We start from the raw sequence: 15,746 nt of genomic DNA, 5'->3' as shown, positions 1-15,746 counted from the left end.
TGCATTGCCTTTACGTAAAATTTAAAAACGGTATGTTGCGTACACGCCAGCAGCGCGGTCAAAGTTATCATCCAGATTATAGCCATTTTCTTTGGCATCAAAATTTGAATAGCCAACAAACGCGCCAATATCTGTGCTCTTGCTATAGGCATAATTAACACCAATACTGGCTTCATGGGCATCGTCTTGCACAAAATCTTTTAAGTCACGGTAAGTGTAGCTAACGCTAGCTGTCCAATCTCTTGTTAAGTTCTTTTGTAGTCCAATTGAATAGCGAAATTCATCTTTATTTTTCAGTTTCTCTTCATCCCATTTCACATACCCTAAAGAGAAAGTCATCGCGATATCTTTATCAAAAACATATTTTCCGTTTAAGTCAGTACCATAAGCGATGGAGTCACCATTTACATTCGATTCTTGATAACCTCTAAAGCCCAAACCAATAGCAAGCTCTAAACCTTTGCCATTATTTTTACGTTCTAGTACGCGATAATTAATACCACCAAAACCTAGCGTTAAATCATCTGTTAGGCCGTATGCTGCGTTTAAGTTCAGTGCAGCTCTATCATCGTCGTCTTCTTCTACCCATGCGATAGCGCCGCCAATGGCGACTGTGCCATCGGTTAATGTTAATGGTCGTAATACTGGATTTTCCGGATATTCAGTCTCTGCAAAAACCGACGTTGATACTAATAATAATGCCATGCTAATAAGTGATTTTTTCATAATGTTATTCCCTGTGTGTAATGTTCAAATTGTTGATGGGGGAATCATAAATGGTTGTTACGTTCGATTCTTTAAGGCTTTTGTCGATGAAATGTATGATGAACGTGAGAATTTGTAAGAAAGGTACATTTTGCAAGCAATGGGGTTTTAGCCGCGAACTGAGTCTTTAGTGTGTTTTTCAGCTCAACACTGAGACCTATTACGCAGGGGCAGAAAGAGAACAATATAACACCACTTTACAAAGCTTGATATTTTTCTCGAACAGCTACTTAGTTTTACTGGTTGAACAACCAGCAGGGTCTATACTTGATCTAGGCAATATAACGTCGAGGTTACTATGGCTATTTCACCTAAACTGGACTCCTATTTAACGGAGCATAATATTTCTTATCAAATGATCGAGCACCATCACAGTACTAGTTCAATTGGCAGCGCCATAATGGCAAAAGTACCATTTAATCAAATCGCGAAAGCGGTTATTTTAAAAGACCATGAAGACAGAAAATTGATGGCAATACTACCAGCAAAAAACAAAATTAGCTTGTCGGCTTTAAATGACGAACTCTTTGCTAGCTATCATTTACTGAAAGAAAAAGAAGTCTATCGCATGTTCTCTGATTGTGAGCATGGCGCTATTCCACCTGTTGGCGAAGCGTATAATATCAACACCGTATGCGATGAAATGTTGGATAGCCTAGATGTTGTCTACATCGAAGCTGGCGATCATCAAAACTTGCTAGGCATTAGTCATGACGACTTTCAAACCATGGTTGCCGATTGCAAACACCTCAGATTTAGTCGTGAGGTATTTCATTAACAACAGTGTTTTTCTTAACGCTAGTTATCTAATAGCGCGATCAAAGTCTGGGATAAATTGCTTAGATGATTTCCAAAGGGGGACGGAGAGAAGTCTCCCTTTGGCTGCTATAGCCATCGCAATAATATCAATAACTCTTAAACTAAAATGTTTAGAGTTTGTTTAACAGCTAGGCATCGCGGTCGACTGCATGGATGCAGGAGGTAGAGCAATGCAGGGAACAATTGCCAAACCGACTACACCCAGCGAGGCGTTACACGCTGCGCATATTAAACTCGGCTTCTGAGCTCACCATGGCGCCCTGCTCAGCTAAAACTTTAATTATCCATCTGCGTAGCGTTTGAATTCTACCTGTCTATCATCCAGAACAACAACAGCCCTAATATTGCATTTACGCTTAAACTCTAAACTTGGAGTGTATTGAACAGCTTGGCGTCGGGGTGCCGACAATATTTAACATACATAAACAAATTATTTTTTGAGCTAATTTTAGTTCTAAAATTAAAAAGCTTGGAGTTTTTATAACTGTTTGGCGTCGCGGTGGCGACAACACCCAGAGGGGCGTTACACGCCAAAAGCCCCTCTGGACTCCCCTTGGCGCCCTGCTCAGCTAAAACTTTAATTATACAAGTGCGCAGAGCTCGAACTCTGCCGATTTATCATCCATGAACAACGGCAGTTCTCGACATCCATGTCTCGAATCGAGCCCTACCATTGCACTTGAATACTTAAAGCGCTGAGACGGGAATTTAGAGATCGTTAAACCAATCTCAAAAACAAAACTTTTGGAGAATTACTCAAGGCAGAAACAAACTCCCTATTCTGCTTTGAGAAAATGTCTGAATAAATAATTAATATCAGCTATTGCTGACAGGATGTCAGCAAAGTGAAGTAGCACATGGATGTGCGTTCTGAGCGTTAGCTCGAGTATTGATTATTTATGAAGAAAAACATTTTTTAGCAGCGACGGGAGAGTCCAGAGAGGGTTCGGCGTTTAACCCTCTTTGGGTGCTGTCGCCACAGCGACAATATAATAAGCAGTGAATAGCTAAACCTTAATGCACTAAATTTTTAACGCTTACCTGAACTCTCATACTTTTCAGGAGGGCTTTGTAAGATCATTCATCAATGAGGATATTGGAATATAATACAAGATAGAAAAAACAAACCAACCTATTTGAGTCCAATAAACCCAGTCAGAAATACCGACAATAAGATTAAGTGAAATATAAAGTGTTAGTGATAAAATAGAAAATAAGAATACTTGAACTTGTTTTGTCGAAAATGCACCAATTTTCCTATTTTTATCAGGGACATCCAAGGTTTTAGATAATAATTGCCCCCAAACTATCGTTGTAGCTAAAGAATAATCAGCAATGTAAATAAGAGCTTCGAAATCACCTTCCAAAACTCTGATAATAAGTAAGACTAAAAAAGGAATTAATATAAAAATAACCTCTTTTTTGGCCTGTTCATATCTAATAGAATTAGGCATTTAAATCTATCTCTGTTTGTTCCATTACCTGCTGCTCGATTACTTCCATAACCTCGATAATCTCGTTTTCAGTACTAATGGTATTGTTTATCGGGTTTCGCTTAACCTTAACTGATAGCTTAGCTCTAATACCATCACCTGGCCATAATTGAACTTCATGATTTCTCCACTTATTTAACCAGGATAAGTCCTTCATTTTAGCTGAAAAATTTTTTATTTTTCGCTTCTTATTCTCGAGATCCCAGTATAAATCAGGTACATGTGAAGCTCGTCGGATCACAACTATTTCTTCAGAATTATTGTCTTCAGTAATAATCTCAAATATTTCAGATGCGTTACGTCTACAAGAAAACCCGTCATTTATATTTACAAAGTTTTTATCTCGACCAAATTGTGCTACATCTTTTTCAGCTAAACTTTCTATCCCTTTTGATATTTTATAAAGAGCGTCTGCCACTTCGTATAAGTTAACTTCAGCGCCGCACAAGTAATTTTCAAGGTCAATTTCCGTTTCCTTAACTTTGGAAAAAACATCTTGAACAAAACGTTGAACGTCGTCTTCACTGTCAACTTTTTCGACATTTGCAATTTTATTCTTTGTACCTTCATAGAGTGCATCACAAATTCTTTCGAAGCTGACATTTCTTTTAATATCACTAACTACGTTGCCAATAGTAGCAATCAAGGAGCCTTCATGCGTTTCTCTTAGGCTAGAGGAAAATTTAACATCATTGCCAAACCCCTTTACAAATGCACTATTTAATTGATTAAACCCCTTAACCATTAATCCCATGGATTCAAAAACACGTTCAGGCTTCGATATTTCTTTATCGTACTCAATTCTTAATGAGTAAGTAGAAGACATAGTAAAAATTCCCTTTATAAAATATACATTTAAGTATAAAGAATATAAATATTTTGTCACTACTTAGAAGCGCCACGGAGCTGTATAAATATACAGCATCAAAAATATATTTCCACTTTGGAATGCTAAATTTCCGAATATTAATTAATCTAGAACTAAAAAACCCGCTAGAAGCGGGTTTTTAATAAGAATAACAGTTTGCAATCAAAAGCTGATTACCAACCCGTTTTCTCTTTAAGTGCAGAGCCAATCTCAGCTAAAGAACGAACAGTTTTAACACCAGCCGCTTCTAATGCTGCGAATTTCTCATCAGCTGTACCTTTACCACCAGCGATAATCGCGCCAGCGTGACCCATACGCTTACCTTCTGGTGCAGTAACACCAGCAATGTAAGATACAACAGGCTTAGTAACGTTAGCTTTGATGTATTCCGCCGCTTCTTCTTCAGCCGTACCACCAATTTCACCAATCATTACGATTGCTTCAGTTTGTGGATCGTTTTGGAACATTTCCAATACGTCGATGAAGTTAGTACCTGGGATAGGGTCACCACCAATACCTACACAAGTAGATTGGCCAAAACCAGCATCAGTTGTTTGTTTAACGGCTTCGTACGTAAGCGTACCAGAACGTGAAACGATACCAACTTTACCTGGTAAGTGGATGTGACCTGGCATGATACCAATCTTAGTTTCGCCCGGAGTGATAACACCTGGACAGTTAGGACCAATCATGCGAACGCCAGTTTGCTCAAGCTTAACTTTAACGTCAACCATGTCTAAAGTTGGGATACCTTCAGTGATAGTTACGATAAGTTCGATGCCAGCATCGATAGCTTCTAAGATAGCGTCTTTACAAAACGGAGCTGGAACGTAGATAACTGTCGCTGTTGCGCCAGTTGCTTCTACAGCTTCACGTACTGTGTTAAATACTGGTAAACCAAGATGAGTTTGACCACCTTTGCCTGGTGATACACCACCAACCATTTGCGTACCGTAATCGATAGCTTGTTCTGAGTGGAAAGTACCTTGACCACCTGTGAAACCTTGACAGATTACTTTAGTATCTTTGTTAATTAATACAGACATTATTTGCCCTCCGCAGCGGCAACAACTTTAAGTGCTGCGTCAGTTAATGATTCTGCAGCGATGATGTTAACATCTGAAGATGCTAATACTTCACGGCCTGCTTCAGCGTTAGTGCCTTCTAAACGTACAACTACTGGCACTTTAACGCCTACTTCTTTAACAGCAGCGATAATACCTTCAGCGATCATGTCACAACGTACGATACCACCGAAAATGTTAACTAATACTGCAGATACGTTGTCATCAGAAAGGATGATTTTGAATGCTTCAGCAACACGTTCTTTAGTAGCACCACCACCAACATCTAGGAAGTTAGCTGGCTTGCCGCCGTGTAAGTTAACGATATCCATTGTGCCCATTGCTAGGCCAGCACCGTTAACCATACAACCTACGTTTCCGTCTAATGCAACGTAGTTAAGTTCCCATTGTGCAGCGTGCGCTTCGCGCTCATCTTCTTGAGATGGATCGTGCATTTCACGGATTTTAGGTTGACGGTATAACGCGTTACCATCTACACCAATTTTGCCATCTAAACAGTGAAGATTACCTTCATCAGTGATAACAAGTGGGTTGATTTCTAATAATGCGAAATCGTGGTCGTTGAACATTTTTGCCAGACCCATGAAGATCTTAACAAATTGCTTCATTTGTACTGGGTTTAAGCCCAATTTGAAGCCTAGTTCACGTGCTTGGTATGCTTGTGGACCCACTAATGGATCAATCTCAGCTTGGTGAATTAACTCAGGCGTTTCTTCAGCAATCTTTTCAATATCAACACCGCCTTCAGTAGAAGCCATGAATACAACTTTACGTGAACCACGGTCTACAACTGCACCTAGGTACAATTCATTAGCAATATCTGTACAGCTTTCAACTAAAATTTTAGCAACTGGCTGACCATTTGCATCTGTTTGATAAGTAACTAAGTTCTTACCTAACCAGTTTTGAGCGAATTCTTTGATTTCTTCTTTCGTTTTAACTAGCTTAACACCGCCAGCCTTACCGCGGCCACCAGCGTGAACTTGAGTTTTAACAACCCACATATCACCGCCGATTTTATCAGCAGCTTCTGCAGCTTCTTGAGGGGTATCGCAAGCGAAACCTTCAGAAACTGGTAAACCATATTCAGCGAATAATTGTTTCGCTTGATACTCATGCAAATTCATGGTGTTTTTCCATTTATCTGTAGATGAAAATGGCAATAATTTTGAAGTAAATTACTACCATCGAAAAAAGTCGATCGATTATAGTACAAAAGCTCTAAGGAACCTAGTCCTTAGAGCCTAATACTATAGTCTAAATCAAATAAAAGATTTAAATATAAACCTATTAGATGTTAACTATATGTTAAGTAATAAGCGTGTTGGATCTTCTAACAATTCTTTAATTGTTACTAAGAAACCTACTGATTCTTTACCATCGATTAAACGGTGGTCGTAAGAAAGTGCTAAGTACATCATAGGTAAAATTTCAACCTTGCCGTCAACAGCCATTGGGCGGTCTTGGATTTTGTGCATACCTAAAATACCTGCTTGAGGTAAGTTAAGAATTGGAGTTGAAATTAATGAACCAAAAACGCCGCCGTTAGTGATAGTAAAGTTACCACCTTGCATTTCGTCCATGGTTAATTTGCCGTCACGACCTTTAATAGCTAAGTCTCGAATACCATTTTCGATACCGGCCATGCTTAATTGGTCAGCGTCACGTAATACTGGTGTTACTAAACCGCGAGGCGTTGATACCGCAATCGATACGTCAAAGAAGTTGTGATATACGATATCATCACCGTCAATTGAGGCATTTACTGCTGGGTAACGTTTAAGGGCTTCAGTTACTGCTTTTACGTAGAAAGACATGAAACCTAAACGGGTATCGTGTGTTTTCTCGAACACGTCTTTGTATTGCTTACGAAGATCCATAATTGGCTTCATGTTTACTTCGTTAAACGTAGTCAACATAGCGGTTGAGTTTTTCGCTTCAAGTAAACGTGTGGCAATGGTTTTACGCAAACGTGTCATAGGAACACGTTTTTGTGTGCGCTCACCTAAAGCAGCAGACGCTTGAGCAGCAGGTGCTGGCGCGGCAGCTTTCGCAGGTGCAGCTTTTGGCTTATTCGCAGCAGCTTCAACGTCTTCTTTAGAAATACGACCGCCTTTGCCTGTACCAACAACGTCATTTGCTGTTAAGCCTTTTTCTGTCATTAAGCGGCGCACTGATGGGCTAGCTAATTCGTCAGAACTAATCGCTTCTTCAGCTGATGCTGCAGGAGCGGCACTTGCTGTTGCACCGGCGCTTAGTTCACCAATTTTTTGCTCGCCTAATACGGTATCGCCTTCAACGTGGATGATTTTGCCAATCACGCCATTGTCTTGTGCTACAACTTCTAGTACGACTTTATCGGTTTCGATATCAACCAAGTTTTGGTCAACTGAAACGGTATCACCTTCAGCAACATGCCAAGTAGCAACGGTTGCATCAGCAACAGACTCAGGTAATACAGGTACGACGATATCTATTACTTTACCGCTAGCTGCTGGCGCACTTGCCGCTGGTGCAGCTGCCGGAGCTGATGCTTCAGCGCTCCCTTCAGCTAAAATAGCAATAACTTGTTCACCAAGTACTGTTGCACCTTCAGCTTCAGAGATGCTAGTAATAACACCGTCTGATGTTGCTGGTACTTCAAGTACCACTTTGTCAGTTTCGATATCAACTAATACTTGATCGCGAGATACTTTATCGCCTACTTGTACATGCCAAGTCGCTACTGTTGCATCAGCAACTGATTCAGGTAAAACGGGAACCTTAATTTCGGTTGTCATTTATATTATTCCTTACACACTCTTAATTAATCTCTTTATAAAAAAGAGGGTCTATTCTACATTAAGCGCGTCATGAACTAGCGCCTGTTGTTCTTTAACATGTACTGACATATAACCCACAGCTGGTGCTGCAGAAGCCTTACGGCCGGCATATGTCAAATAAGTACCTTCAGGGATTGCCGCTCTAAAGTGATGCTGTGAACAGTACCAAGCACCTTGGTTTTGCGGTTCTTCCTGACACCAAACGAATTGCTTAACATGGCTGTATTTTTCAATTTCAGCTTTTAGCTCTTCTTCTGGGAATGGGTATAATTGCTCGATACGAATGATCGCGACATTGGTTTGCTCATTCTTACGACGTTGTTCAAGTAATTCGTAGTAAACCTTGCCACTACAGAAAACTACGCGTTCAACACCTTTAGCATCGATATCGTCAACTTCACCAATAACATTATGGAAGACACCGGTCGACATTTCTTCTAATGAAGAAACCGCTAATGGATGACGTAATAATGATTTAGGTGACATCACCACTAATGGACGACGCATAGGACGCACCACTTGACGACGCAACATATTAAATACTTGCGCTGGTGTTGATGGTACACAAACTTGCATATTGTGATCAGCACAAAGTTGCAAGAAGCGTTCTAATCGAGCCGATGAATGTTCAGGACCTTGACCTTCATAGCCATGCGGTAACAACATAGTTAAGCCACACAAGCGGCCCCACTTTTGCTCACCCGAACTGATGAATTGGTCAAATACCACTTGTGCACAGTTAGCAAAGTCACCAAATTGCGCTTCCCAAATGGTTAAGCCTGATGGTTCAGCTGTGGTATAGCCGTATTCAAATGCCAATACCGAAACTTCAGAAAGTACCGAGTCATGAACATCAAATGGACCTTGCCCTTCACGAATGTGTTGTAGTGGTAAATGTTGGCTGCCATCATCTTGACCATGCAATACGGCATGACGATGGAAGAAAGTACCACGACCAGCATCTTGACCGGTAATACGTACTCGTTCACCTAAATCAACAATTGATGCATAAGCAATGTTTTCTGCCATGCCCCAATCAAGTAACTTCTCGCCCGTAGCCATTTTGACCCGATCGTCGTAAATTTTCTTCACGCGATTATGGACATTATGATCAGCAGGGATTTCAGCGACTTTAGCAGCAAGCTCTTTTAGCTTATCAATGGAGATTTCTTTCTGGTAGTCATCATCCCAGTCATGGCCGATATAAGGTGTCCAGTCAACAGAATGCTCTGTCATTGGGCGCCATTGTTCTACGGTGCACTGCCCTTCATCAAGCAATTTACGATAATAAGCGGTTAACTCATCAGTTTTCGCTTTATTAAGCGAGCCTTCAGCGTTTAACCGATCAGCGTATAACTGACGAGGTGTAGGATGCTTTTTAACTTTTTTGTACATCAGAGGCTGCGTGGCACTTGGCTCATCAGCTTCATTATGTCCATGACGTCGGTAACAAACTAAATCAATAACAACATCACGTTTAAATTCATTGCGGTAATCCAAAGCAATTTGCGTTGCTAAGATCACGGCTTCTGGATCATCACCATTCACATGTAAAATTGGCGCAGAAACCATTTTGGCAATTTCAGTACAGTACTCACCACTGCGGGTATCTTGTGGATTCGAAGTAGTAAAGCCCACTTGGTTATTCACCACAATGCGAATAGTACCGCCAACTTTAAATGCCCGTGCTTGCGACATATTAAAGGTTTCTTGTACCACACCTTGGCCGGCAATCGCTGAATCACCATGAATGGTAATTGGTAAGACTAAATCACCTTGGTCACAATCACGACGATCTTGTCTCGCACGCACAGAGCCGATAACCACAGGGTTAACAATTTCTAGATGCGATGGGTTAAAGGCTAATGCTAAATGAACATTACCGCCTGGCGTTACAAAGTCTGACGAGTAACCTTGGTGATATTTAACATCACCAGAAGATAATATTTCGTCGTGTTTGCCACCGAACTCATCAAACAGTTTTGATGGGTTTTTACCCATAACGTTAACAAGCACGTTTAAGCGACCACGGTGAGCCATGCCCATAACCACTTCTTTAGCACCTTGCGTACCGGCACGAGTGATTAATTGCTTTAACATAGGTACTAAGGCGTCACCACCTTCAAGAGAAAAACGCTTCGCACCTGGGAATTTAGCCCCTAAGTACTTTTCAAGACCATCAGCCGCAACTAAGCCCTTAAAAATTTCCTCTTTTTCTTCAACACTAAGCGTGGCTTGTGACTGCACTGATTCAAGACGTTGTTGTAACCAACGCTTTTCATCAGTAGAAGTAATATGCATATATTCAGCACCAATAGAACCACAATAAGTGGTTTTAAGGGCTTTATATAACTCACCTAGCTTCATGGTGTCTTGGCCAATAGCCAAAGAACCCACTTTAAATTCACGATCGAAATCATTTTCCGACAGTTCATGGTGAGATAATTGCAAATCGCGTACTTTGTCACGTTGCCATAATCCTAGTGGATCAAGGTTAGCATTTTGATGTCCGCGAAAACGAAAGGCATTAATAAGTTGTAAAACTTTAACTTGTTTAGCATCAGAGCCGCCAGAAACAACCACAGTTTTATGGGTTTGTTGCGCTAGCTCTTTAAATTCGTCACGGATTTCAGAATGCCGATATTCAACGTCAGCACCTTCAATTTTAGGAAGTTGTTGGAAAATATCACGCCACTCTGCTGAAACAGATTGCGAGTTATCCAGATAAGATTCGTATAATTCTTCAATATAAGCAGCGTTTGCACCACTTAAATGGGAAGACTCTATCCAAGCCTTCATAGCACCTTCGGGCATTGCCTGTTCCTTTATGGGATAAAAGCAATAAAAACAAATTGTTTAACGAAAAAAGCAGAGTACAATTTCTTGCACTCTGCTATTTAAATTAAACCGCTCTTGTTAGCAACATTGACTTTATATGGCCAATGGCTTTGGTTGGGTTTAATCCTTTCGGACAAACGTCAACACAGTTCATAATGCCGTGACAGCGAAATACACTGTAGGCATCTTGTAAATCATCTAAACGTTCTTCTGTTGCAGTATCACGGCTATCGATAAGGAAACGATATGCATGTAATAAACCTGCTGGACCGATAAATTTATCCGGGTTCCACCAGAAAGACGGGCAAGATGTTGAACAACAAGCACATAAAATACATTCATAAAGACCGTCTAATTTTTCACGTTCTTCAATAGATTGTAAATGTTCGCGTGCTGGCTGCTCTTTACCATCATTAATCAGGTAAGGTCTGATTTTTTCATATTGATTATAGAACTGAGTCATATCAATAATTAAATCACGCACTACCGGTAAACCTGGTAATGGACGTAAAACAATTTTATTTGCCGCAATAGCAGATAAAGGTGTGATACAAGCCAAACCATTCTTACCGTTCATGTTCAAACCGTCTGAGCCACAAACACCTTCACGACACGAACGACGGAACGACAAGCTTGAATCTTGCTCTTTCAGCAAAATTAGCGCGTCGAGTACCATCATGTCTGAGCCTTCTGGAACTTCCAGCTCATACTCTTTCATGTAAGGTTTGTTATCAACATCAGGGTTGTAACGGTAAATAGAAAAAATTTGTTTCATTACAACGCTCCTAGTAAGTTCTTGCTTTCGGTGGGAAAGCTTCGCGGTGAACAGGCGCCATGTTAACAGTACGCTTGCTCATTTCTTCGTTATCTGGTGTGTAGATTGAATGACATAACCAGTTTTCATCATCACGTTCCGTGAAATCTTGACGAGCATGAGCACCACGAGATTCAGTACGGAAGTTAGCTGCTTTTGCAGAACAGAAAGCGGTTTCCATTAGGTTGTCTAACTCTAAACATTCGATACGTTGAGTGTTGAACTCACTAGACTTATCGTCTAAGTGGGCATGTTGAAGACGTTCACGGATTTCCGTTAACTCTTTCATGCCTTGTGCCATGGCTTCACCTTCACGGAATACCGAGAAGTTAAGCTGCATACACTGTTGTAAATCTTTACGTATTTGAGTTGGACATTCACCTTTAGTAGATGACTCCCAACGGTTTGTACGTGCTAAAGACGCTTCTAAGTCAGATTCTGACGCATCTTTAGCTGATTCAGTTTCGTTAAGGTATTTACCTAAGAAGTTACCCGCTGCACGACCAAATACCACTAAATCAAGTAATGAGTTACCACCTAAGCGGTTGGCACCATGTACAGATACACAAGCAATTTCACCTACGGCGAATAAGCCTTCTACAATTGTTTCTGTGCCATCTGCCGCAACATTGATTGCTTGACCATTAACGTTACAAGGTACACCACCCATTTGGTAGTGACACGTTGGAATAACTGGAATTGGCTCTTCAGCAGGATGAACATGGGCAAAAGTTTCAGATAAATCACAAACACCTGGCAAACGTTGCATCAGCGTTTCACGACCTAAGTGATCAAGTTTTAGCTTAATATGTGGTCCGTATTGAGGGTGGTCACAACCACGACCTTCACGAATTTCCGTCATCATTGAACGAGCAACAACGTCACGACCGGCTAAATCTTTCGCATTTGGCGCATAACGCTCCATGAAACGTTCGCCATCTTTATTTAATAAGTAACCACCTTCACCACGACAACCTTCAGTTACCAGTACACCAGCACCTGCAATACCTGTAGGGTGGAACTGCCACATTTCCATGTCTTGCATTTGAATGCCAGCACGAAGTGACATACCAACACCATCACCAGTGTTGATGTGAGCATTAGTAGTAGATGCGAAGATACGACCAGCACCACCTGTAGCAAGTACGGTAGCACGGGCTTTAAAGTAAACAACTTCGCCAGTCTCGATACAAATAGCAGTACAACCAACAACGCCGCCGTCACTGTTTTTAACTAAATCTAAGGCGTACCATTCAGAATAAACGTTAGTTTTGTTTTTAACGTTTTGTTGGTACAAACAGTGCAATAATGCATGACCTGTACGGTCAGCTGCAGCAGCAGTACGAGCGGCTTGCTCGCCACCAAAGTTTTTAGATTGGCCACCGAATGGACGTTGGTAAATTTTACCTTCTTCGGTACGAGAGAATGGTAAGCCCATTTTCTCTAATTCGATAATAGACTCAGGACCGGTTTTACACATGTATTCGATTGCATCTTGGTCACCGATATAATCAGAGCCTTTAACGGTATCGTACATGTGTTGTTCCCAATGATCTTCATGGGCGTTACCTAAGGCGACAGTGATACCACCTTGGGCAGAAACCGTATGAGAACGAGTCGGAAATACTTTTGAAATCAAAGCACAAGATTTGCCTGATTCAGAGATTGCTAGAGCGGCGCGCATACCTGCACCACCGGCGCCAATTACAATGGCGTCAAATTCACGAATAGGAACGCTCACTTACACACCCCACACAGTTAGTAGGCCTGCTGCAAAATATACTAGCAACAAAACAGAAAAGAAAAATTGTAAACCACCGCGTAAAAACGCTGGTTTAATGTAATCAGAAAGTACCTGCCATACGCCAATCCATGCATGAATTAACAAAGCTACAATGGCCAAAATGGTAAATATTTTAGTGCAAATACCAGCAAAGAATGCGTGCCAGATATCAAACGTTACCTCAGGAGTGGTAACGAAGAAGCTAACAAGAAACAAGGTATACAGTGCTAAAATAATGGCACTGGCACGAAGAAGAATAAAATCATGTACGCCACTACGGCCTACTGTTGCTGCATTGTTTACCATAATCGAACTCCTACTACTACAGTAAGCACCAACCAAAGTGCGATAATAAGTTTTGCCGTAGCATTACCCGAAGCTAGCTCTTCAAAATGGCCTAAATCCATAAATAAATGACGAATACCGCCAAGTAAGTGATAGATAAGCGCAGAAAGCGTACCCAGAATAATTATTTTGAAGAATACACCACTAAGTAGCGACTCTACTTGGGCGAAACCTTCAGCAGAAGATAGAGATAAAGAAAGCGTCCACAATAAAATACCAATAGCGAATACCATGATCACACCTGAAATACGGTGCAAAATGGAAGCATTAGCTGCTGCGTGCATTTTAATTGTTGACAAATCTAGGTTTACAGGACGTTGTTTTTTCACGATTGTTGCCTAAGGAGCTCTTGGAGCCTTCAACTTATTTTTTACGTTATCTAAACTAATTATTATGCTAGATAACCCCCCTCCGATTTGAATTATATTTTTACACTTAACATACGAATGCAAAAACAGAATTCAGATCGGCTTGATTATATAGGTGAAAATCATTAATTACAATTTTCTTCACCGACAAGTTTCAGCCTATTTTCAAGGCTTTCGACTAATTATTAACCATACTTAACAAAAAGCATTCCTCACATTTGACTTTAGTCTAAGGGGTTAACAAACGAATTGACTTTTGGGGGGGGGTTTGCAGTAGAATAGCAGCAGTTTAATATTCACAAAAATTGACTAAACATTTGGTTTTGACAATTTCAAGATAAATAAATTTTAATGGGGATGAAACATATGGCTGACTCAAAAGCCTCTCTTAGTATTGACGGTAATGTAGTTGCCGACTTGCCAATTTTAAAAGGTAGTGCCGGTAACGACGTAATAGATATACGTACACTAGGCGGCGCAGGCTACTTCACATATGACCCAGGTTTTTTAGCGACAGCCTCTTGTGAGTCTGAAATTACCTTTATCGACGGCGACAAAGGTGTGTTACAACACCGTGGCTATCCAATTGATAGCCTTGCTAAACAAGCTGATTACTTAGAAGTTTGTTATATTTTATTGAACGGTAGCGCACCAACTAAAGCGCAATATGATGAATTTACTGGCATTATCACTAACCACACTATGGTGCATGAAAAGTTAGTACATTTCTTCCACGGTTTCTTACCGGATGCGCATCCAATGGCAATGCTATGTGGTGTTGTCGGTGCATTGTCTTCGTTTTATCACAGCGACTTGGACATTAACGCAGCTGACCAACGTATGCGTAGTGCACATCGCTTGATCGCGAAAATGCCAACAATCGCAGCGATGGCATACAAGTACAGCATCGGACAACCATTTGTTTACCCGCGTAACGACTTAAACTATGCGGAAAACTTCTTGCACATGTTATTTTCAGTTCCTGCTGAAGAATACGTTGTTAGCCCTACTGTTGCTCGTGCAATGGATCGTATATTTACCTTACATGCTGACCACGAACAGAATGCTTCAACGTCAACAGTACGTTTAGCAGGTTCATCAGGTGCTAACCCATATGCGTGTATCGCAGCGGGTGTTGCTTCACTTTGGGGCCCTGCTCACGGCGGTGCTAACGAAGCTTGTTTAACTATGCTTGAAGAAATTGGTTCTTTAGACCGTGTCGATGAATTTGTTGCGAAAGCGAAAGATAAATCTGACTCGTTCCGTTTAATGGGCTTTGGTCATCGTGTATACAAAAACTTCGATCCACGTGCGACTGTGATGCGTGAAACTTGTCACGAAGTATTAAATGAATTAGGTATTAAAGATCCACTACTTGATGTAGCTATGGCACTAGAAAAAGTGGCACTTGAAGACCCTTATTTCATTGAGAAAAAGCTTTACCCTAACGTCGATTTCTACTCAGGTATCATCTTAAAAGCAATCGGTATTCCAACTAACATGTTCACGGTAATTTTCGCCATGTCACGTACCGTTGGTTGGATTGCACACTGGGATGAAATGCTAGGTCAACCAGGTCAAAAAATTGGTCGTCCTCGTCAAAAATACACTGGTGAAATTGACCGTGAATTTGTGCCATTAAGTAACAGATAATTACTGCTTTTTAATCGCACATAAATAAAGGCAACCTAGTGGTTGCCTTTTTCTTATCTGTTTCTTTTATATGATAAATAAACTTCTGTACAT

At 40.8% G+C, this 15,746-nt stretch carries 13 protein-coding genes; 2 read left to right on the top strand and 11 right to left on the bottom strand.

Features of this window, described 5'->3' with window-relative positions; all coding sequences use genetic code 11:
- Positions 1 to 21: 21 nt before the first annotated feature.
- Entirely contained in the window at positions 22 to 726 is a 705-nt protein-coding gene (locus AC27JP_RS13415; RefSeq protein WP_487115894.1) for a porin, read from the bottom strand.
- A 337-nt stretch (positions 727 to 1,063) separates the two neighbouring features.
- On the opposite strand from AC27JP_RS13415, the gene AC27JP_RS13410 reads away from it, so the two are divergent.
- Positions 1,064 to 1,543 (top strand): aminoacyl-tRNA deacylase, encoded by a 480-nt coding sequence (locus AC27JP_RS13410; protein ID WP_487115893.1) that lies wholly within the window; start codon positions 1,064 to 1,066, stop codon positions 1,541 to 1,543.
- Positions 1,544 to 2,642: 1,099 nt separating this feature from the next.
- Here AC27JP_RS13410 and AC27JP_RS13405 read toward each other — a convergent pair.
- From AC27JP_RS13405 to sdhC, 10 genes are all read right to left on the bottom strand, one after another.
- Positions 2,643 to 3,038 carry a hypothetical protein gene (locus AC27JP_RS13405; protein WP_487115891.1) on the bottom strand — a complete coding sequence of 132 codons (396 nt, stop codon included), beginning with the start codon at positions 3,036 to 3,038 and terminating at the stop codon, positions 2,643 to 2,645.
- A complete protein-coding gene (locus tag AC27JP_RS13400) occupies positions 3,031 to 3,903 on the bottom strand; it encodes a hypothetical protein (RefSeq protein ID WP_487115889.1) in 873 nt (290 codons plus the stop codon). The genes AC27JP_RS13405 and AC27JP_RS13400 overlap by 8 nt, the downstream gene beginning before the upstream one ends.
- A 215-nt stretch (positions 3,904 to 4,118) precedes the next feature.
- On the bottom strand, positions 4,119 to 4,991 hold the full coding sequence (gene sucD / locus AC27JP_RS13395) for a succinate--CoA ligase subunit alpha (RefSeq protein WP_487115887.1): 873 nt from the start codon (positions 4,989 to 4,991) through the stop codon (positions 4,119 to 4,121).
- Positions 4,991 to 6,157 (bottom strand): ADP-forming succinate--CoA ligase subunit beta, encoded by a 1,167-nt coding sequence (gene sucC, locus AC27JP_RS13390; RefSeq protein ID WP_487115885.1) that lies wholly within the window; start codon positions 6,155 to 6,157, stop codon positions 4,991 to 4,993. The genes sucD and sucC overlap by 1 nt, the downstream gene beginning before the upstream one ends.
- Before the next feature lie 174 nt (positions 6,158 to 6,331).
- The gene (gene odhB, locus AC27JP_RS13385; RefSeq protein WP_487115883.1) at positions 6,332 to 7,810 is read right to left on the bottom strand and encodes a 2-oxoglutarate dehydrogenase complex dihydrolipoyllysine-residue succinyltransferase; all 1,479 of its coding nucleotides are present in this window, start codon (positions 7,808 to 7,810) and stop codon (positions 6,332 to 6,334) included.
- A gap of 51 nt (positions 7,811 to 7,861) precedes the next feature.
- Complete coding sequence (locus AC27JP_RS13380; RefSeq protein WP_487115881.1) at positions 7,862 to 10,666, bottom strand: 2-oxoglutarate dehydrogenase E1 component; 2,805 nt, start codon at positions 10,664 to 10,666, stop codon at positions 7,862 to 7,864.
- Between the two features lie 88 nt (positions 10,667 to 10,754).
- Complete coding sequence (locus AC27JP_RS13375; RefSeq protein WP_487115879.1) at positions 10,755 to 11,465, bottom strand: succinate dehydrogenase iron-sulfur subunit; 711 nt, start codon at positions 11,463 to 11,465, stop codon at positions 10,755 to 10,757.
- A gap of 10 nt (positions 11,466 to 11,475) precedes the next feature.
- Positions 11,476 to 13,245, bottom strand: a complete 1,770-nt coding sequence (sdhA, locus tag AC27JP_RS13370) for a succinate dehydrogenase flavoprotein subunit (protein ID WP_487115877.1) — start codon at positions 13,243 to 13,245, stop codon at positions 11,476 to 11,478.
- Complete coding sequence (sdhD, locus tag AC27JP_RS13365) at positions 13,246 to 13,593, bottom strand: succinate dehydrogenase, hydrophobic membrane anchor protein (RefSeq protein WP_487115876.1); 348 nt, start codon at positions 13,591 to 13,593, stop codon at positions 13,246 to 13,248.
- Positions 13,587 to 13,961, bottom strand: a complete 375-nt coding sequence (gene sdhC / locus AC27JP_RS13360) for a succinate dehydrogenase, cytochrome b556 subunit (protein WP_487115874.1) — start codon at positions 13,959 to 13,961, stop codon at positions 13,587 to 13,589. Before sdhC ends, sdhD begins: the two co-directional genes overlap by 7 nt.
- A gap of 405 nt (positions 13,962 to 14,366) precedes the next feature.
- Between sdhC and AC27JP_RS13355 the strand changes: the two genes are divergently transcribed.
- Positions 14,367 to 15,653, top strand: coding sequence for a citrate synthase (locus tag AC27JP_RS13355; RefSeq protein ID WP_487115872.1), 1,287 nt, complete (start codon positions 14,367 to 14,369; stop codon positions 15,651 to 15,653).
- Positions 15,654 to 15,746 lie beyond the last annotated feature (93 nt).

Source organism: Colwellia sp. SU-HH01172 (genome assembly GCF_057553355.1).
This window is presented reverse-complemented; position numbering and strand designations above follow the sequence as displayed.